Genomic DNA, 20,128 nt, shown 5'->3' with positions numbered 1-20,128 from the left:
GAAACTCGCACGTACGGTTCTAAGGGGGCCCCGGATCAGTAATGATCTGGGGCTACCCGACAATTTGATGCCTGATAGCCTTCCTGATGATCCGGTTCTGCTCAAGCAAATGCTTGTGCAAATGCTCGGTGAGCGTCAAGTAGACAAGGGCCAGATCGTCGATCTGAAAGAACAGATCAAGTTGTTGCGCGACCGATTGTTCGGTCGAAAGTCCGAGCAAACAGTCGATCCGCAGGCGCCTGACACCGGGGGAGGTACTCCCGTCGATCTCAAACTGCTAACCGTCAGGCATTCGGACCTAAAGCGGTGGATGTGTCACTACTATTCTATCGTCGACTCTATAACGGCGCATTACGGTGAAGTTCCGGGACTGAAGATAACAAAATGAAACGAATCTATCAGCGGCACAGCTATGCCACCGAGATGGCCACCGCTTGGAATCTACTTGGCGAGCACCTGGAAACACTCACAAACTTTGAAGTTAGTAACCCTCACGCGCCAATTTCGATCTCCGCTGAGACGAACAATTAATGCAACCGTCCTAATCGAAGCGCCTGTTCCCACCCCTTATCACGCTATGAAATTCGGCGTCAACTAATCGCACTCAAAAAAAACTCCGTCATACATTACGAACCTGTACCTATCCGCATTAATCATCACAATCCCAGACTCAGTAGCTCACCACTCAGGTAGGTCGCATACGCGACCTGCTTGATGGGCTCTATGCCCGTGCAATGACTTCACATCCCAACTCTCTCGGCAGGAAACCTGTACATGACCACTCAATGCCCACGCTGTCACTCCACCGCTGTCATCACCAAGGATTTAGCCAGGAAAGTCGGCGCCCTCATCGGCGGATTAGCCGGTGCGGCGACCGGCTGCATCGCGGGCGCCAAACTCGGCGAAGTCATCGATGAGCGGGTTTTGGACAATTACACTTGTCTCGACTGCGGACTGTCGTTTAGCGACCGTCATTCCGCTTGAACTGCTCATCTCCCGCTTGACGCTGCCACTGCCACTGCCACTGCCCATCTGATCCATCGCTAACCCCCTCACTGTCAACACCCCGCACGCCGACTGATCCCTGCTGAGCACTCAGCGGCTTCGCCGTGCGCAAATGAAAAGGAAGCTCTCCATGGCACACCTCGTTGAACAAATGGCTTACGTCGGTACAACGCCCTGGCATGGCCTGGGCAATCAGCTCTCGCCCAAACAACCACTGGAAGTCTGGCAACAAGAAGCCGGCATGAACTGGCAGATCCAGGAGTCACCTGTGCGCTTCATGGCTGATTCCGTCGACCATCTCTGCACCATCCATTCGTTTCCCGAACAGAAGGTGCTCTACCGTTCGGATAATAAGGAAGCCCTGTCAGTCGTCTCGCAACGCTACCAGGTGGTCCAGCCGCGTGAGGTCCTAGAGTTTTACCGGGACCTGACCGAGCGTTCGGGTTATGAGCTGGAAACCGCCGGCGTGCTGAAGGGCGGGCGCAAACTCTGGGCGCTGGCGCGGACCGGACAGTCGACCGCCCTCAAAGGCAATGACGTGGTGAATGGCTATTTGCTGCTGGCAACTTCCTGTGACGGTACGTTGGCTACCACGGCAACACCGACCACCATTCGCGTGGTCTGCAACAACACCCTGACGATTGCGGTCAATGGCGCCAGCCAGGCGATCAAGGTCCCGCACAGCACCCGTTTCAACCCACAAGCCGTTAAACAGCAGTTGGGCATCACCGTTTCCCAGTGGGACGACTTCATGTACCGCATGCGCACACTCGCCGCACGTCCAGTGAAAGCCCATGAAGCAAAGGACTATCTACTGAGCGTGCTGTGTGAGACCCAAACGGGTAACCCAGAGCGGACCGGCACCTCGAATGAACGAGCCTTAACCAAGGTGCTGAGTATGTATGACGGTCATGGTCGAGGGGCGGAACTGGAAGCGGCCAATGGTACGGCTTGGGGCTTGCTCAACGCGGTCACCGAGTATGTCGACCACGAGCGCCGCGCCCGCAGCAACGAATACCGCATGGACACCGCCTGGTTCGGCCAAGGTGCCGCTATCAAACAACGAGCGCTCAACTCCGCCCTGCAACTGGTGGCCTGAAGAGTTCACAGCATAAAGGGAGGCTCACGCCTCCCTCGTGCAATGCGTTATCTCAGTGGTTAACCCTTTCACGGAGCTCCACCATGCCCCTATGCTGCCTGATCTGCGAGTCCAAGGCTGTACTGTCCAAGGAGGCCGCCAACGCGGCCGTCCTGCTCATCGGAACCATAGATAGCTTTCTGCTCGGCGTTCGCCAGGCACACATCCAGGACTCTGGAGTCGACTCGGAAATCAAACATGAAAGCCTGCTCATGCAGTTGCTTGACCTGATCGGCGAGAGCGTTTCCAGCGCGACATCTGGCTACACCGCCATGACGGCCTTTGCCAGGGACGTGCAGAAATATCAGTTCAGCCACTATGACTATCTCTGCTTACGCTGTGGGGCCAAGTTCGATCAGAACGCCAATACCTGAAAGCACCACAGCCCAATCATGCCTTTCCTAGGCGTTCGGCCAGGCGCTCAACCAGATCGAGGATCAGCTGTCGATCATCATGATTCAGAGGGATTAATAACCGACTGATCCGGTTGGCCTGGTCGTCCGGACGCGAACTCGCCTCGGTCAACAGTTCTGCCGCTTCGCAGTCAAAAATTCCTGCGAACTCCAGCAAGCGCCCAATGTTGGGAATCACGATACCGCGCTCAATGCGGGAAACGGCTTCGTTGCCGATTCCCAGACGCTCGGCCACTTCCTCCTGCGTCAAGCCACTGCGAATGCGTTGCTTGGCAATCGCACGGCCCACCACACCCGCCAAATACTTCTGATCAGTCTCTTTCACAACGCCCCCCATCTCGACCTAGATGGTTGGGCATCGCCTCATTGACATGAAGAACTCAAAAGGTTGAAAATCACCCTTAAAGGTTGCTTGTCATTCATTTATACCCGCAGTAAAAAAAAGGAATTTTTCATGCTGGAAATGAAAGGCAGTTACCAATGGTTTTACGAAGAAAAAGGCGAACGTAAAAGAGGGATGGATACGCAGCAGATCATCTGCGCTCATTCAGAACGGCAAGCTGATCTATGGCGGCTTGGTCTGGAGGAACGGAATGCCAGGCTGGGTACGGATCGAAAAGATGGAACTAGGACACCACCTGGCAGTGCTCTCACCACCGCCACTAACAGGAGCTGGTGTCAGCAACACCCTCGCCTGGCTGCTGGCTTTCGCACCTATCATCGGTTATCTGCTGGAGGCGTTTGTCGCCAGCTTGATGGGTAACAGTGGGGCGCAATTGAATCACGCCTTGGCAGACAACCGTTACTGGTACGTCAGCCTGATCCTGAACATCTCATTGTCTCTATTCGATGAAATGCGCCTGAAGCAAACTGGGCACGACACCAGCCGCTTCAAGAGCTGGGCATTTATCGTACCGGTCTATCTGTACCAACGCGCCAAGATGCTGAATCAAAAACTTGGCGTACTTTATCGTGTGGATAGCCGGTTGGGCACTTACGTTGTTTGTCTGACGCCAGCAAACTAAATGTAGTTTTCGATACAGCCATCTAAACTATTATTATCTCCCTTAAGGATCTCGAATGAAACTTCTAACCAACGCCTCATTGCTCGCCGCGTTCGCGCTGATTTCTGCGTGTGGCCGGAGCGAAACCTCACCCATTGAAGTATCTCTTGGCCAGAGCATGGGCCTCCCTGACGTTTACTTACAAGCCATTACTGACAAAGTAACAATTAAAGGCCTTAAGATAAATCGAGGAAGTTGCATGGGTATGGGCCCAAGCCTGCCAGCAGACTTAGTGTTTGGTGAGCGGCGAACAATATCGGTATATGGATGTACTGTGAAAGAAGTTTCAGTTGAAACTGACCATGGAAACTTCACGTATTCTTTCTAGTTTTTTAATATACAGTAAAGAATTCAACCAATGTGCCGACATCCAAGGCAATAGATCAAAAGTTATAACCTAGCGACTTTACTCGCTTAAAAATCAGGTGCTGCCGGAAAGTTCAGGGACTTTACTGGGCATAAGAGAGCACCTTCGCCACAGTTCATCGATATCTAATCGAAAAGGCTTGCAAACCATGCGCAGCGATACTGCAACAATAACGGACGCTCTCGAGGAAGCGATTCTTAACGTCATAGAGGGCGTAGGAAACATCAACATCATCGTTGCAGGAAAAACCGGCGTTGGAAAAAGCACGCTGATCAACTGCGTATTCCGTGGCGAGCTTGCAAAAACTGGCTCTGGTAAACCGGTGACGCAACAAATTGAAGAAATCACGAAGGAAGGCCATCCGCTAACCATCATCGATAGCAAAGGCATGGAGCTTAAGGACTACCAAAAAATCTCCGCCGACCTTGAGTTTTTCATCAAAAAACGCTCCATCAGCGGTGACGAAAACAAGCATATTCATGCGGCATGGCTGTGTATTCAGGAAAGTAGCAATCGAGTCGAAGATGCTGAAATAGAGTTGTGCAATATGCTCAAAAAACTGTCGATACCGGTCATTGTGGTGATTACCCAGAGCATGTTTGGCAAGGAAAATGATTTTATCACCAAGGTCAAGAAAGACCTGAACGCTGCGACTGCTTTCGTACAGGTAAGAGCACTCGCTGGGGAGTTTGAGGATGACGACGGTGAACTTTATAAATTTAAAGAAAAAAACATCAACGCTTTGATTACCGAGACAGCGGGGCTAATACCTGAAGCAAAAAAGCGCGCATTTGCTAACGCCCTTAACTCGCGGCATCAATCGTCGATGAAAATCAAGATTGAACAGGCCGGAAAAGAAGTTTTGGCCGCTAGCACGCTTGCAGCAGTAGCCGCTGCCTCGCCGATTCCGTTCTCCGATGCCATTTTGCTGGTTCCGATTCAGGTAGGAATGCTGGCAAAAGTTGGCGTCACGTTCGGTATGGATGTCAGCACCAGCGCTTTGACAACGTTGGTAATGTCCGCTGTTGGTTCAGGTGCAGTAACCGTGGTGGGGAGAGTGCTAGTAACCGGACTCCTGAAAATGATTCCGGGAGTAGGAACTGTCGTTGGCGGTGTTATTGCAGCAACGACTGCGGCCGCATTGACAAAAGCATTGGGTGCTAGATATATCGCTGTACTGACTGACTTCTGCGAAAAAAACCCAGGCAAAGATCTCGATATAGCTTTGATCGGTGCAGAACTGAAGAGGAAGATGAGTTTCTCTTGACCGTAAGGGATCCCCGTCCATGACCGCTGGAAAATCAGCTCAATAGGTTGATTTTCCAGCCCTCCTTTCCAACCACCACAACTCCACCTACTAGCCAGAAGGAAACGTCTGCATGAACAAGAAATTTTTATTGGCCTTAGTCCTTGGCGGGATGACAATCAATACCGCATGGGCTGGAACTTACGAATGGACATCGGGCTGGGCTCAAGGTAATACAGAGAGCTCGGTCGATGACGGCAATGGCAATACGCTGAACATCACCTGTCCTGGTGAAGATGAGGACGAAGGCGACGTCAGAGCTTACGCGAGCATTGCAGGCCAAGAGTACTCATCCAAAGATACTTCAGGCGCAGACTTCGACGTGATCGTTGACGGCATCCACTACAGCAACCCCTTTGAAACCAACTGCGACGCCTGCTCCTCCATCTTTCCAGCGTTCTGGAAAGCGCTGCGTAATGCCAACAATCTGCAAATCAGCGCCGCAGGCAGAACCGTTAAATTGCCCACCAAAAATATGAAAAAGGTACTGCTTCCCCTCGATAATAAGGAAAATACTTGCCGTTCCACATGGTAACAGTCGCCCATGAACTTCATCGCACGCCGTAAGGTAGATAACTTCGCCGTACGCTTGCCTATGCCGGTGTCGAGCGCCGCAGTTTGCTCAGAGTTCAGTTGCAGTCCCATACAGCTCGATCCATTCCTTTGCACATAAAGAGGGAGGCAGTCGTAGGAGCTGCGGAGCACCACGAAAGCATCTAAACCTTGCACCTAACCGAGCTTCTAGCAGACCAAACTCCACTCACGTCCTAGTAGAACCCCGCAACTGCGCCCCGGCATCCTTCTTCAGCAACTCATACACCACCGTCAGGAAAAATCCCGCGTCGCCTCGTCGCCATCAAAACGATCGAGCAACAGGATATCATCCGGGCCGGCTTAATCGAACAGCGGACGGCCAAAGCCAATCAGATCCGTGGGCTTGTCGCCGAGTGCGGTCTCGTTGCACCGAAGGAATTGCTGATGCTGCGTCGCGCAATACCATACTGGCTAGAAGATGCGGATAACGGTTTGACGGCACGCTTTCGTCGTCTACTGGATGGTTTGTGGGACTACCTTCGTACGCTGGATGGGCGCATATGCAAGCTTGACGGCGAGATCACTGCGTGACGGTGCAACGCCCTTTGAAAATCACCGTACAGAGAATCAGATGCGGCCATTGATGTGAATTAACAAGAATTGGCTCTTTGCAGATCCACTGCACAGCGTAAAACTGACGGAAAAATAAGAGTTAGGTCCAGCACGGCTCAAAAAGCACGGTCCGTATGCCGATCTGAAGGACGTCCTCTCGCACAGCATGTCGTTTTTCAATTCAGTTCAACGCGTTTTTATAATCTCAGGCGCAGACTCGATCACTGCGAGGTTGCATTCTAATTCGACCCCGGTCTTAGGCAACCAAACGCCCACCGTGAATCCACCCCATGCTTGTAGACGCAGCTGAGCACGATTTCCTCGAAACGTGACTTAGATTGCCGACGGCGAGAATGTTGGATGAAGTAGGAACCACGCAAAATCGCCGATCCCGATCATCGCCGACCGTTCGGCTTCCAACGTAAGTATGATCGTGACCCAATCACGGGGTTCCGTCGGTTCAAATGTCGCAGTCAGATGAAATCCGTCGAGACTTGACTGCCCGCCAAACCTACCCAGGTTCGGATCATCGTCAGGACCCAAAATTCGGCCGAGCGATGGCATCTGCGATAGTTGATACTCAGGTTCTACGACAGAGGAAAGAAAAGTGTCGTCATCCGATAATGGTTGAAAGGAGTTAGGACCTCCTCCGATTATCTCGATATTGCCGGCACTCACCTGCCCTTCAAATATTATCGCGGTGTGACTCTGCCGCAGTCTTCCGGACACATCCCGTTTCGGAACAAGGAGCTTGTCACTTTTTAAGACATCAAGATCGCGTGCTAACCAAGTGAATGTCAACCCCGCCCCACGCTGAAGTGGAAGCTCTCGATGCCAGCGGCTATAAAGGCGGTCGAATTTGTTCACAGTAGCCGGCTGGAACCGCGCCTTACTCTCTCTGAAATATTCAGCGATGCCTACTACCACCTCTGCGAATAACTGGTTGGTGTAACTGTAGTAGGGCGAGCCAGCAACTTGCGCTTTGGAAAGATAAGCTACCGCGGCTGCGACGGCTTCGTCCTGTAATTTCTGCGCATCCCGGGTCTCAACAGCAGATATTTTGGCTGCAGTAATTACATAGTAAGCCCGAACTACAAATGCGTCGAAAGTCCAGCCAGCCCGCTCTACAAGTTTTTCTACCCCCCCCGGTGTCAGAATAGTTGGCACATCTGCGAATTTTCCTGAAAAGTCATATCGGGGGCGGAAAGAGATTGGCCGTGGCCATGTCGGGCGCGTAATGGGAAGATCAGAACATGCTTCTTCTCAGAAGCATCGTAACGTCATTGCCATTCAAGCTTCGGCATCGACGACGACCAACGTCGCCGCTGGGGATCTTCCTCTTTTGGCCGCTCTCAGCCCGTCATCATCGACGAGGCTGGGTCGAGGCTTTGTGAAAACGTTTAAAACAGGTTTGACGGTCAGACCTGGAACGAAAATCGCGTTCCTATGCAAATTGCAGATCTAGCTGATTAACCAAACGCTTGCAGATTTTACGTAGCAACGCAGACTTCAAAACGATGGCTGCGTTTCCACAGAGCCTGGCCCCAAAAGAGACCGTTGTGCCAGTGTGTACGACGTGCGCTGGCCTCGGTAGCTATATGGAATGGGTCCGCTATAGGTGCGTGAGAAAGTCACACAAAGGTCACGCACGCTTAATCCCCCTCCTCAGCGCTCTGCCGACCGAAACAATCCACGTTTCTGTATCAAGCTAATTGGCGGATCGAGGAAACGTGGCAGTGAGCGTCGTTCCGCTTCCGATCGAAGACGTCACTGTCACATCACCGTGATGCGCTCTTGCGATCTCTCGAACAATGAATAGACCAAGCCCGAGACTGTGCAGCTCAGCATTGTCATGACTGCCGCGAATCATCGGCTCGAACAGGTTGTCGAGCAGCGCCGGGCGTATTGGCGTGCCAACGTTGTGCACGACAATACTTACTGCGTGGTCCTCACAGAGCGACGAGACGGTTACCCCACCATCCGCAGAGCCGTAGGAGATTGCATTGGCAACGAGGTTGCCTATAAGCTGATAAAGCCGGTCACTGTCCGCGGTGAACTCGCAGTGTCCAACACGCAAGTGGGACAGCTCATGTCCGGGGAAGGTCCGTCTTAACTCGTCCAAGCATCCCGCCACAAGTTCGTGCAGGTCGACCGGCTTGGGGGAAACCGCGATACCTCGTCCAACTTGAGTCAAAGTGAAGTCAAGAAGGTCTGCGACCAAACGCTGTGCCCTCTGCGCCGAGTGAGTGATATGACCGAGTACTTGCCTCTGTTTGGCATCAAGCTCCCCGCGGCCCAGCATATCCGTTGCCATTATTATCGCCGACAGCGGGTTTCGCAGATCGTGGCTGACGATACCAATCATCTGTTCGGCGAAAAGGGCCCTGTCTTCTGCCGCAGCGTAGGTAACACGCAATTTGTCCTGGGCAGCATTCTGAGCGCGTTGAGCCTTGAGGTGTTTTGCCAGATGCCTTTCGGCGACCATCCGCGCATTGAGTAGGTCACGTTCGTATCGATGTCGCTCTTCGGCCCTGAACAATGACAACTCGTGAAAAATACCGGTGGAGTGCTCACACCTGATTGCGCTGAAAATCATCGGGGTTGCACAGCCATTATGATGAACGAGGTCGAATTTCACATCAGCGACCTCCTCCTGAATTTGCATTAGGGATACCCAGTTCTGATAGAAGCTTCTCCCCGTGAGCCTCATAAGGCTCTGAATCTGACGACCGAGTAGTTCCTCTCGGCTGTAACCGATCCAGTGACAGAAGGTGAGGTTAACCCGTTTAATCTGACCGTCTTCTGCGGTGAGCAGCAATCCACGATCCGCATCATCGAAGAGCATTTCGGAATCTGGCAGCGATTCGTTATCTGCTTGCATTTTTTCCTGCTCACAAAGAAGGGGCTGAATTACTGGAAGTAACTATAGTCACCACACTAGGAATTGACCATTCCCTGAGCACTTTTCCGTGTACGGGCGGTGTCCGTGCGCCTGGACTGAGTGGCGGCTAACTTAACTGAGCAATCAAAACCACATTGGTGTAGATCAAGCTGCCATCACTGGTCCGATGCCCGACCAAATGGAACTGGCCGCGTTGGTCGTCGCTCAAATAGACGCGTAATTGGCAATCGGATAGGGGGCCGTATCCCTCAGGCATGATCAAGTCCATTGACTTCATATCGACATCGACCATGACTTCTGACTCATGGCCATTCTGCAGGCGTTCTTCGGCCTGCTCCAGACGCAAATGGACAGGGCCTTCGATGTTAAAATGGACGTCCCCCACCGGGGTGGACTTTTGGTCGTCGCTAATTTTGCACCAGCCTTCGATCGTCAGGGTACTCATGGCAAAACCTCTGATGTAGATTGTTAGACTCTGTAACCCTAGCTTGTTTTTAATTTCATATCTAAACGTTCAATTCAAGGCACGCAACCCAAACGGCCGGTTTTCCGTGTTTTATCAGGGAAATCTTCGTTCCTTCGATGCTGACCCCGGCCATTAATCCTTGTTGGACGAATGTGAACGCGCAGGTATCGTCCTTCAGCGTCGAGCGGGACAGATTCTTAGCGCCCCTTCGTCAACCACAACAACGGTTGGTCCTATACCGATTTCCCAGCCCTTGGTTTCGCGTAAACAATTCACGGCTTTTTCGATCATCAGGAAAGTTGCATAGTCATACGACCGGACACCTGCCTGCAGCTCCCATGACCCGGTTCTGGCGTTGTAATAACCCTTTACTTTCGAGCCCTTAAATAATTCGCCTTGGCGATAGCTGCCACCAAACGCAAAGCCCGCCTTGATGATTTTCGCGATGACGATCGATAGGAAGAACTCCACTGACTGAGTCATTTTGTACTCCGATGCGGCAGACCGGATGTTACCAACGGTCAGTGTCTGCACCAGACAGGATCCGTATCTACTGGAAGTTCTCCGGCTCACCCTAAAATGTGGGAGTTACAGGCTCCGATGGACCAGAAACACCATGAACACTACGACCCGCAGAATGTGAGTGAGTCCACCCATTAAGTATAGCCGTGGCCAGTGCCAGCGGATATTCGGATGCGCCAATGAAACCAACGGTGATCCCATGATTGTCATTCCACATATCTAGACATAAAGCTCATCACGGAATCGTCGTCAGAGGCTGCTTTTGGCCGTTGGTTGCCTGTCGTGAGCGGCCGGTTCGGGTCACCACCTGCCTTCCGTGACAGGCAGGAGTCGGTCAATAGCGAGCGATTCTTGTAGACTGAGTTCCAGTCTCCAAAGGTTCTTAGCAAGGCTCGCGAGGGACAGCCCACGCGCATTCGGTAGAGCATCCCCTCAACCGTCACTCGCAGATCAGGCTTATGGTAAATGGCTTGTTGAAGCAGAATTTTTTCCAGCGTCGACCAAAGCTCGTTACTGAGCATCACATCAATCGGGACATTGCAAACTCGCAGGGTTGTCGGCGTAGGAACCTTAATTCTGCGGTTTTGCTCTTCTTTCTCAGCCTCCCTAGCGCGAAACGTCAACAGCCCCTAGGCTGAATGATCTCTTTGACGGCTCAGCCTGAGGTCAGGGGATCAATGAATACTCAGCGGATTCTCTCCTTTTTTCGGTTGCGTCGACTTGAAACAGGGTTTCGTCTGTGGCGAGACTCGACTCGCAAGTTCGAGTACGAGCCTGCCTTGCGCGCCGAGTTGTTCAGCACCGAGCAGATGGCAAACCATGGCACTCAACTGGCTCGCGAACACATCTTGAGTCCGCGCTCGGCGGCGGACCCGCTACTGGCGCGACTGAGCGATAACGAAGCCCTGCTGGTCAGCAGCTGTGAAACCCTGACCACAGCGACGTTGTCCAGTCGACGCGTCATGCCCGCCGCAGAATGGTTGCTCGACAACTTCTATCTGATCGAGGAACAAATTCGAATCGCGCAAAGGCACCTACCCAAGGGCTACAGCCGTGAATTGCCGCGGCTGGCGAATGGCCCATCGACCGGGCTGCCGAGGATCTACGACACCGCGCTGGAGATTATTTCACACGGCGATGGCCGGGTTGACAGCGAGATCCTGGACCGTTTTGTTGCGGCCTATCAGGCAGTAACGCCGCTCACACTCGGCGAATTGTGGGCGATCCCCATCATGCTGCGGCTGGCGTTGATCGAGAATCTGCGCCGCGTTGCTTCGCGGGTCATGGCGAAATGGAATGATCGTTGTCTGGCCGACGACTGGGCCGACCGGATGACCGAAACTGTCGAGTGCGACCCGAAGAATGTCGTGCTCAGTGTGGCCGATATGGCACGCTCGAAGCCGCCGATGACCAGTTCATTCGTCGCCGAGCTGGTGCGGCGACTACAGGGACAGAGTTCGGCACTGGCACTGCCGTTGACCTGGGTCGAGCAAAACCTGGCTGAGGCAGGACAAACCATCGAGCACATGGTGCAAATGGATGCGCAGCAACAGGCGGCCGACCAGGTTTCCATCGGCAATAGCATCGGTAGCCTGCGCCTGCTGTCGACGACAGACTGGCGCGAATTCGTCGAGAGCTTGAGTATCGTCGAGCAAGTGCTGCGCGAAGATCCATCGGGGGTCTATGTCAGCATGGACTTCGCGACGCGTGACAATTACCGCCATGTCGTTGAGCGCCTTGCGAGAAATAGTACGCACTCCGAGAAAAACGTGGCGCGGGCAGCGATCAAGTTGGCACAGGCCAACGCCGGGGCTGATCACGTCGGAGCTGTTACCAGTCACGTGGGTTTCTACTTGATCGGCAAGGGACTGCCTGCGTTGGAGCAACACCTCGGCGCACACTGCACCTTGGGTGAACGATACCAACGGCTGCTGGGCCGCTCGCCGCTATCCTTTTACCTCGGTTTGAACACGGTGCTGATGTTCCTGTTCGCTGTACCGTTCTTCGCCGCGGCGCAGGCCAACGGCTGGCATGGGCTACTGTTGGTATTGCTCACAATTCCCGCGCTGCTGACTACCAGCCGCTTGGCGCTGGCTCTGGTGAACTGGCTGGTGACCCTCTCTGTGCCGCCGAGCATGCTGCCGCGCCTGGACTTTAGCGCGGGCATCCCCGCCAAGGCGCGCACGCTGGTGGTAGTTCCGACGCTCATAGCCCGTGCGAAGGACATCGAGGAGCTGACCGAGGGGCTGGAGGTGCGCTTCCTGGCCAACCGCGACGAGCACTTGCATTTCGCGCTGCTTACCGACTTCATGGATGCCTCGACCGAAGTTCTGGAGCAGGACGCAGCCTTGTTGGCGCTGGCTCGTGAGCGCATCGATGCGTTGAACCGAAAATATCCCGACAGCAATCACTTTTTCCTGTTCCATCGCGCGCGATACTGGAATTCGGCTGAGCAGGTGTGGATGGGCCACGAGCGCAAGCGGGGCAAGCTTGCCGAACTCAATGCACTGCTGCGCGGCACCGGGCAGGAGCGCTTTGCGCTGATTGTCGGCAACCTCGCAGGGCTGCAGCAGGTGCGTTACGTCATCACCCTCGACACCGATACCCAGCTGCCGCGGGATACGGCACGACAGTTCATTGGCGCCATGGAGCATCCACTCAACTGTGCCGTCTACGATCCGCAGCAGCGTCGCATCAGCGCCGGCTACGCGATCCTGCAACCACGGGTCGGCATCAGCCTGCCCAGCACGGCACGATCCGCCTATACCTGCCTGTTCGGTAGCGAGGCAGGGATCGATCCCTATACGCGCGCCGTCTCGGACGTCTATCAGGATCTGTTCCAGCAAGGCTCGTTTATCGGCAAGGGCATCTATGCGGTGGATGCGTTCGAGCAGGCCGTCGCCGGTTGCTTCCCCGACAACCGCATTCTCAGCCATGACCTGATCGAAGGCTGCTACGCCCGCACGAGCCTGCTCAGCGATGTGCAGTTGTTCGAGGAGTACCCCTCGAGCTACAGCGCTGACAGCCAGCGCCGACATCGCTGGATTCGCGGCGACTGGCAGCTATTGCCCTGGATTCTGCCGCAGGTGCCAACCCAGTGCGCCGGCTTCGAAGCCAATCGCCTGTGCGCGCTAGCGCGCTGGAAGATATTCGACAACCTGCGCCGCAGCCTGGAGCCCGCGGCACTGCTGGCGATGCTGCTGGCAGGCTGGTTCGGCCTGGCGCAGCCGGCAGGCTGGACCCTGACGATCCTCGCCCTGCTACTGATCCCATCGCTGCTTCCGCCGATACAGGCGATGTTCCAGAAGCCCCACGACGTGCCACTCGACCAGCACCTGGCGGTGGTGCTGCGCGCAGCCGGCCAGGATGTCCTGCGCACGGCACTGACTCTTGCCTGGCTGCCGTGCGAGGCGCTGAGCAGCCTGGATGCAATCGCCAGCACGCTGTGGCGGATACTGGTCAGCCATCGCCGATTGCTGCAGTGGAACCCCTCTTGCGAAGTAGAGCGCACCAGTGCCCACGACCTGCCGGAACTCTACCGGCTGATGTGGGCAAGTCCGCTGCTGAGTGGGCTAGTGATCCTGGCGTTGCTCCCTAGCCCCGGCGCATTAGCGCTCGCCGCTCCGCTGGTGTTGCTTTGGATGGCATCGCCGGCCATCGCTTGGTGGCTGAGTAAGCCGGCCACCCGCGCGGCATTCACCCCGACGAACGTCGAACTGCGCTTTCTGCGGAACTTGTCGCGTCGGACCTGGGCTTTCTTCGACAGCCACGTCAGCCAGCAAGGCAACTGGCTTCCTCCGGATAATATCCAAGAAGAGTCCACCGCCGTCATCGCCCACCGAACCTCGCCAACCAACATGGGCATGTCCCTGCTGGCGCATCTGGCCGCTTATGACTTCGGCTATCTGAGTGCCGGGCGACTACTGGAGCGCCTAGACCAGTCGTTCGCGGTCATGAGCCGACTGGAACGGCATCGCAACCATTTCTACAACTGGTACGACACCCTGTCGTTGCAACCCCTGCACCCGCGCTATGTCTCGACGGTGGACAGCGGCAATCTAGCCGGGTTGCTTCTGACCCTGCGCCCTGGCCTGCTTGCATTGGCCGACGATCCGCTATTCGACGCGCGCCAGTTGACAGGCCTGAGCGATACCCTTCATGTACTGCGCGACACACTCCCGGCCGCTGCGCTCGACAGCCGCGAGATGCACGCGTTGCAGGCCGATCTGCGCGCGGCGCTGGCCACTGTGCCGCAATCGCTGCCAGACGCAGCGGACTGCATGCACGGGTTACTCGATCGTGCCGTGGCGCTGGCCGCCGTGCTCAATGCCACACCGGAGAGCGACGTCGCCTTCTGGCTGGCGGCGCTGATCACCCAATGCGGCGACCAGCAGGCCGAGCTGTATCGTTTCATGCTCCCATCGACCATGAATGGCGCGGGAGGTGATGCTGTTACGCCGCTGCCGACCTGGCGCCACTTGGCGCAGCTCAATGCCGATCTGTGGCCCCAGGCCCTGCGTGGGCAGGTCGCCGAAGTGCAGCGTGATGCCAGCCAGCGCATCGCCACCGCCACACGGCTGGCGAAGCTGGCCGAGGACCTGGCGACGATGGATTTCAGCTTTCTGTACGACACACGCTGTAACCTGTTCGCGATCGGCTTCAACGTCGACGAGCATCTGCGGGATGCGGGTTACTACGACCTGCTGGCCTCGGAGGCGCGCCTCACCAACTTCGTGACCATCGCCCTGGGCCAGTCGCCACAGCAAAGCTGGTTCACACTCGGCCGACTACTCACCAGCAACGGCGGCGTGCCGGTATTGCTGTCCTGGTCTGGGTCGATGTTCGAGTACCTGATGCCGCTGCTGGTGATGCCGAGCCCCGAGGGTACCCTACTAGACCAGACCTGCCGCGCGGCGGTGGCCCGGCAGATCGAATACGGCCGCCAGCTGGGGCTGCCGTGGGGCGTATCCGAATCGGCCTACAACACGCGGGACATCAACTTCAATTACCAGTACCGCGCCTTCGGGGTACCGGGACTCGGGCTCCAGCGAGGGCTAGGCGAGGACATGGTGGTGGCGCCATATGCCTCGGCGCTAGCGTTGATGGTGGCTCCGCAGGCTGCCTGCCGGAATCTACAGCGGCTCGCCACCCAAGGCTTGGCTGGACGCTACGGCCTGCACGAGGCCATCGACTACACCGCGGCACGCTTGCCGCGCGGACATGACTCGGTGGTGGTCCGCTCTTTCATGGCGCATCACCAGGGCATGAGCCTGCTGGCACTTGCCAGCGTACTGCTGGACCGGCCGATGCAGCGACGTTTCGAGTCCGAACCGCAGTTCCGGGCCAACGCCTTGCTGTTGCAGGAGCGGATACCGAAAACGGCAGCCGAGTACCTGCATGCTTCCGGCCTTACCACCCCCGATGTGGGGGCACAGCTGGCGACAGCCCAGCTGCGCATCTTCACTGACCCCGACCGTCGCCGGCCCGCTGTGAAACTGCTGTCCAACGGCCGCTATCATGTGATGGTGAGCAGTGCCGGTGGTGGCTACAGTCGTTGCCGTGAACTGGCGGTGACCCGTTGGCACGAGGACATCACCTGCGACAACTGGGGCATGTTCTGCTATCTGCGTGATGTCGCCAGTGGCACCTTCTGGTCCAGTGCCCATCAGCCAACACTGAGGCGCCTGGAAAGTTACGAGGCGATCTTCTCAGAGGCGCGCGCTGAGTTCCGCATACGCGAACGTGACTTCGATACTCATACCGAGATCGTGGTATCGCCGGAGGACGACATCGAGCTGCGGCGCATCCATGTTACTAACCGTGCACGGGTGCGACGCACAATCGAGCTCACCAGCTACGCCGAGGTGGTGCTGGCTCCCGCGATCAGCGATGCGATACATCCGGCCTTCAGCAATTTGTTCGTGCAGACCGAGCTGCTGCAGCCGCTGCAGGCGATCCTTTGCACGCGCCGGTCGCGCTCCAGCGAGGAAGTAGCGCCCTGGATGTGTCATCTGCTGGCGGTGCACCAGGTCGATATCGACTCGATCTCTTACGAAACGGACCGCCGGCGCTTCATCGGTCGCGGCCGCAGTATCGTCCAGCCAGCGGCGATGGACGCCACGCCCGACGATCAGGGTCTGCTCTCCAACAGCGCCGGAGCGGTGCTCGATCCGATCGTGGCGATCCGCTGCCGTATCACCCTCGATCCCGACCAGTCGGCGACGATCGATCTGGTGACCGGCGTCAGCGACAGTCGCGAAGGCTGCCTGCAACTGATCGACAAATATCGCGACCGCCATCTGGCCGACCGCGTGTTCGACCTGGCGTGGACCCATAGTCAGGTGTTACGCCGCCAGTTCAATATCTCGCAGGTCGATGCGCAGCTGTATGAACACCTGGCCACCTCGGTCATCTACGCGAATGCCGCCTATCGGGCAGAGGCCGGCGTGCTGGCCGCCAATCAGCGGAACCAGTCCGGCTTGTGGGGGCATGGTGTCTCCGGTGACCTACCGATCGTGCTGCTGCAGATCCATGCGGCAGAGAATATCGAGCTGGTCCGCCAATCGGTGCAAGCGCATACCTACTGGCGGATGAAGGGCTTGGCGGTGGATCTGGTGATATGGAACGAGGATCGTGCCGGCTACCGGCAACACCTGCATGATCTGATCATGGGCCTGATTGCCTCGGGTATTGATGCCAGCCTGATCGACCGGCCGGGCAGAGTCTTCGTGCGCTTGGCTCAGCAGCTCTCGAACGAGGATCGGACTCTGATGCAGTCGGTCGCCCGCATCATCCTCAGCGACGACCATGGCAGCCTGGCCGAGCAGGTGCACCGGCGTCGCGTGGATCCGCCGCTGCCGCAGTTCGAACAGAACCTCCCGCGCCTGTTCGAAACGACCCCACCGCAGCCCGCCCCCAAGCAGGGAGAGCTGATCTTGTGTAATCCGTACGGCGGCTTTACGGCAGACGGCCGCGAATATTCGATAACTCTCATGCCGGGAGAGGCGACACCGGCGCCCTGGGTCAACGTGCTGGCCAACCCAGGGTTCGGCACGGTCATTTCCGAGAGCGGCAGCGCCTATACGTGGAGCGAGAACGCCCATGAGTTCCGGCTGACGCCCTGGCAGAACGATCCTGTCGGCGATGCCTGCGGCGAGGCGTTGTACCTGCGCGACGAGGTGACCGGGCACTACTGGTCGCCTACGCTGCTACCGCGGCGCGGCCATGGCGCGTACATGACCCGCCACGGCTTTGGTTACAGTGTTTTCGAGCACAACGAAGACAGCATCCACACCGAGCTGTGGGTCTACGTGGCGCTGGATGCGCCGATCAAGTTTTACCGGCTTAGGATACGCAATGACTCAGGGCGCCTGCGCCGCCTGTCCGCAACGGGTTATGTCGAATGGGTGCTGGGCGATTTGCGCGAGAAGTCGGCGATGCACGTGGTCACCGAGTTCGACCCGCTCAGCGGCGCCCTACTGGCGCACAACACCTATTCGATCGAGTTTCCAGGCCGGGTGGCATTCTTCGATGTCGACTCGCCAAGTCTAAGTGTCACCGCCGATCGCAGCGAGTTTCTCGGCCGCAACGGCAACCTCGGGGCACCAGCAGCGATGACACAGGCGCGACTGTCTGGCCGCACCGGAGGTGGTCTTGACCCGTGCGGAGCGATCCAGGTCGGCCTCGAACTGGGCGCTGGTGGCAGCCACGAACTGGTGTTCCGTCTGGGCGCAGAGCGCGATGCCTCGACGGCGAGCGCCTTGCGCCTGCGCTACCGTGGCAGCATGGGGGCGGTCGAGGCACTCGACGCCGTGCAGGCCCACTGGCGTGAGACGCTGGGCCGGGTGCAGGTGGAAACGCCCGATCCGTCGATCGATGTACTGGTCAACGGCTGGTTGATGTATCAGGTCATTGTCTGCCGCTTCTGGGCTCGCAGCGGTTATTACCAGTCAGGCGGGGCGTTCGGCTTCCGTGATCAGTTGCAGGACGTCATGGCCATGCTCCACGCCGCCCCGCACGCCGCACGCCAGCATCTGCTGCTCTGCGCCTCACGCCAGTTCCCCGAAGGCGATGTGCAGCACTGGTGGCATCCGCCGCTGGGGCGAGGCGTGCGTACACTGTGCTCTGACGATTACCTGTGGCTGGCCCTGGCAACCAGCCACTATGTGCGGGTCACTGCGGATCACAGCGTGCTCGACGAACCGGTGGGCTATATCGAAGGCCGCCCGCTGGACGCAGGCGAAGAGTCCTACTATGACCTGCCTACGTGCGCGCCGCTGGACGAAACGCTGTATCGGCACTGCGTGCGGGCCATCGAGCACAGCATGGGGCGCGGCGTCCATGGCCTGCCACTGATCGGTGCCGGCGACTGGAACGATGGCATGAACAGGGTCGGCGAGCAGGGGCGTGGCGAAAGCGTGTGGTTGGGCTTCTTCCTGTACGAGGTATTGCAGCACTTTGCCAAGACCGCACGCGGCTATGGTGACGAGCCGTTCGCCCGGCGCTGCGAGGAGCAGGCGGGCACGCTGCAGGACAGCTTAGAAGTGCATGGTTGGGATGGCGCATGGTACCGCCGGGCGTATTTCGACGACGGCACACCGCTAGGTTCGGCAAGCAACGACGAATGTCGGATCGACTCAATCTCACAGAGCTGGGCGGTACTCTCCGGCGCCGCACCAGACGGACGAAGGCGCCAGGCTATGGACGAGCTTGATCGCCATCTGGTGCGCCGCGATGTCGGGTTGATCCAGTTGCTCGATCCACCCTTCGACCGCTCGGCGCTCGACCCCGGCTACATCAAGGGCTACGTGCCCGGCGTGCGAGAGAACGGTGGCCAGTACACCCATGCAGCCGTGTGGGCAACCATGGCCTTCGCCGCACTGGGCGACAGTGCACGAACGTGGGAGCTGCTGCGCATGATTAATCCGGTTAACCATGGCTGCAGCGCTGAGGCGATAGAGGTTTACAAAGTCGAGCCGTATGTGGTGGCCGCTGATGTGTACGGGGTGTTTCCGCATGCCGGACGCGGCGGCTGGAGCTGGTATACCGGCTCAGCAGGCTGGATGTACCGGCTGATGGTGGAGTCCCTGCTGGGCCTGCAGCGTGAAGGCGAGCGACTCCGCATACGGCCGGTGCTCCCGGCGCACTGGCCTAGCTTCACGTTGCATTACCGGTTTGGTGAAACCATTTACCATATCAGGGTGCGACAAACCGCCGTCGGCGAGGGCCTGTCGCAATTCAGTCTAGACGGCACGCTGCACAGCGGCGAGGACATTCCGCTGATCGACGATGGCCGCGATCATCAGGTAGAGATCAGGCATCCATCGGAAGTTTCCGAAACCTCAGTAACCAAATGAGCTGGTGCTGAATCATCTTCAGATCAGGCTAGTTGACTACTACAACCTGCGCTCAAAAACGGGGTTATGCCGAGATAAGGGAGAAGTTGGATCGAATCCAACTACGTCAGCTCAAAAAGCTAGAGTTGCTCATGACCCCCTTGGATGGCGCGATTCAAATTCTCAGCCAAGAACCAATTGATCAGGAAGCCGGCAGCTAAATCTTCGAGTATCTGTCTCCCCAAGGTTGCCGAGGTAGCGCAGATGCATGCAGTCATCCCTTAGCCATTGGCATTGCCATCAAGGACGACTGCTGATCCATCATCTTCATCATCCCTCCCATGCCCGCGGAGGCCAAAAACTCATCCTTTTCGACGCTAAGCATTTCAATTAACCGCTCGTCAGCCATTCGGCTCAACTGACTGAACATATGTTGCTTTTCCCTGACAGATAAGTGGTGAGCA

13 protein-coding genes and 4 pseudogenes are annotated in these 20,128 nt (G+C 56.9%); 9 read left to right on the top strand and 8 right to left on the bottom strand.

Features of this window, described 5'->3' with window-relative positions:
* Nucleotides 1-67 precede the first annotated feature (67 nt).
* The 4 genes and pseudogenes from QN399_RS10200 to QN399_RS10185 all read left to right on the top strand — a co-directional run.
* A pseudogene (locus QN399_RS10200) lies at nucleotides 68-232 on the top strand (IS66 family transposase); the annotation flags it as partial.
* Nucleotides 233-774: 542 nt separating this feature from the next.
* A complete protein-coding gene (locus QN399_RS10195) occupies nucleotides 775-984 on the top strand; it encodes a hypothetical protein (protein ID WP_322178706.1) in 210 nt (69 codons plus the stop codon).
* Between the two features lie 151 nt (nucleotides 985-1,135).
* Entirely contained in the window at nucleotides 1,136-2,104 is a 969-nt protein-coding gene (locus QN399_RS10190; protein WP_322178705.1) for a DUF932 domain-containing protein, read from the top strand.
* Nucleotides 2,105-2,187: 83 nt separating this feature from the next.
* On the top strand, nucleotides 2,188-2,517 hold the full coding sequence (locus QN399_RS10185; protein WP_322178704.1) for a hypothetical protein: 330 nt from the start codon (nucleotides 2,188-2,190) through the stop codon (nucleotides 2,515-2,517).
* A 16-nt stretch (nucleotides 2,518-2,533) separates the two neighbouring features.
* On the opposite strand, the gene QN399_RS10180 is transcribed toward QN399_RS10185, so the two are convergent.
* Nucleotides 2,534-2,881, bottom strand: a complete 348-nt coding sequence (locus tag QN399_RS10180; RefSeq protein WP_322178703.1) for a helix-turn-helix transcriptional regulator — start codon at nucleotides 2,879-2,881, stop codon at nucleotides 2,534-2,536.
* A gap of 295 nt (nucleotides 2,882-3,176) precedes the next feature.
* On the opposite strand from QN399_RS10180, the gene QN399_RS10175 reads away from it, so the two are divergent.
* The 4 genes from QN399_RS10175 to QN399_RS10160 all read left to right on the top strand — a co-directional run bounded on the left by QN399_RS10175 (nucleotide 3,177) and on the right by QN399_RS10160 (nucleotide 6,418).
* Nucleotides 3,177-3,581: a DUF4339 domain-containing protein gene (locus tag QN399_RS10175; RefSeq protein ID WP_322178702.1), complete on the top strand. Its 405-nt coding sequence runs from the start codon at nucleotides 3,177-3,179 to the stop codon at nucleotides 3,579-3,581.
* A gap of 554 nt (nucleotides 3,582-4,135) precedes the next feature.
* On the top strand, nucleotides 4,136-5,254 hold the full coding sequence (locus tag QN399_RS10170; RefSeq protein ID WP_322178701.1) for a GTPase: 1,119 nt from the start codon (nucleotides 4,136-4,138) through the stop codon (nucleotides 5,252-5,254).
* Between the two features lie 112 nt (nucleotides 5,255-5,366).
* Complete coding sequence (locus tag QN399_RS10165; protein ID WP_322178700.1) at nucleotides 5,367-5,828, top strand: hypothetical protein; 462 nt, start codon at nucleotides 5,367-5,369, stop codon at nucleotides 5,826-5,828.
* A gap of 443 nt (nucleotides 5,829-6,271) precedes the next feature.
* Complete coding sequence (locus QN399_RS10160) at nucleotides 6,272-6,418, top strand: hypothetical protein (RefSeq protein WP_322218159.1); 147 nt, start codon at nucleotides 6,272-6,274, stop codon at nucleotides 6,416-6,418.
* 207 nt (nucleotides 6,419-6,625) lie between these two features.
* Here QN399_RS10160 and QN399_RS26810 read toward each other — a convergent pair.
* From QN399_RS26810 to QN399_RS10135, 6 genes and pseudogenes are all read right to left on the bottom strand, one after another.
* Nucleotides 6,626-6,760: pseudogene (locus QN399_RS26810) on the bottom strand (pYEATS domain-containing protein); the annotation flags it as partial.
* Between the two features lie 12 nt (nucleotides 6,761-6,772).
* Nucleotides 6,773-7,606 (bottom strand): hypothetical protein, encoded by an 834-nt coding sequence (locus QN399_RS10155; protein WP_322178699.1) that lies wholly within the window; start codon nucleotides 7,604-7,606, stop codon nucleotides 6,773-6,775.
* A gap of 541 nt (nucleotides 7,607-8,147) precedes the next feature.
* Nucleotides 8,148-9,320: a PAS domain-containing sensor histidine kinase gene (locus QN399_RS10150; protein ID WP_322178698.1), complete on the bottom strand. Its 1,173-nt coding sequence runs from the start codon at nucleotides 9,318-9,320 to the stop codon at nucleotides 8,148-8,150.
* Nucleotides 9,321-9,447: 127 nt separating this feature from the next.
* Entirely contained in the window at nucleotides 9,448-9,786 is a 339-nt protein-coding gene (locus QN399_RS10145) for a hypothetical protein (RefSeq protein WP_322178697.1), read from the bottom strand.
* A gap of 61 nt (nucleotides 9,787-9,847) precedes the next feature.
* Nucleotides 9,848-10,260: pseudogene (locus tag QN399_RS10140) on the bottom strand (YSC84-related protein); the annotation flags it as partial.
* A gap of 419 nt (nucleotides 10,261-10,679) precedes the next feature.
* Nucleotides 10,680-10,850 (bottom strand): annotated as a pseudogene (locus QN399_RS10135) (transposase); the annotation flags it as partial.
* Nucleotides 10,851-11,006: 156 nt separating this feature from the next.
* On the opposite strand from QN399_RS10135, the gene QN399_RS10130 reads away from it, so the two are divergent.
* Entirely contained in the window at nucleotides 11,007-19,685 is an 8,679-nt protein-coding gene (locus tag QN399_RS10130) for a glucoamylase family protein (protein WP_322178696.1), read from the top strand.
* Between the two features lie 253 nt (nucleotides 19,686-19,938).
* On the opposite strand, the gene QN399_RS10125 is transcribed toward QN399_RS10130, so the two are convergent.
* Entirely contained in the window at nucleotides 19,939-20,094 is a 156-nt protein-coding gene (locus tag QN399_RS10125) for a hypothetical protein (RefSeq protein ID WP_322178695.1), read from the bottom strand.
* Between the last annotated feature and the right edge of the window lie 34 nt (nucleotides 20,095-20,128).

It is taken from the genome of Pseudomonas sp. 10C3 (assembly GCF_036346185.1).
GTDB lineage: Bacteria > Pseudomonadota > Gammaproteobacteria > Pseudomonadales > Pseudomonadaceae > Aquipseudomonas.
Note: the sequence above shows the minus strand (reverse complement) of the source record. Positions and strands in the feature narration are given on the sequence as shown.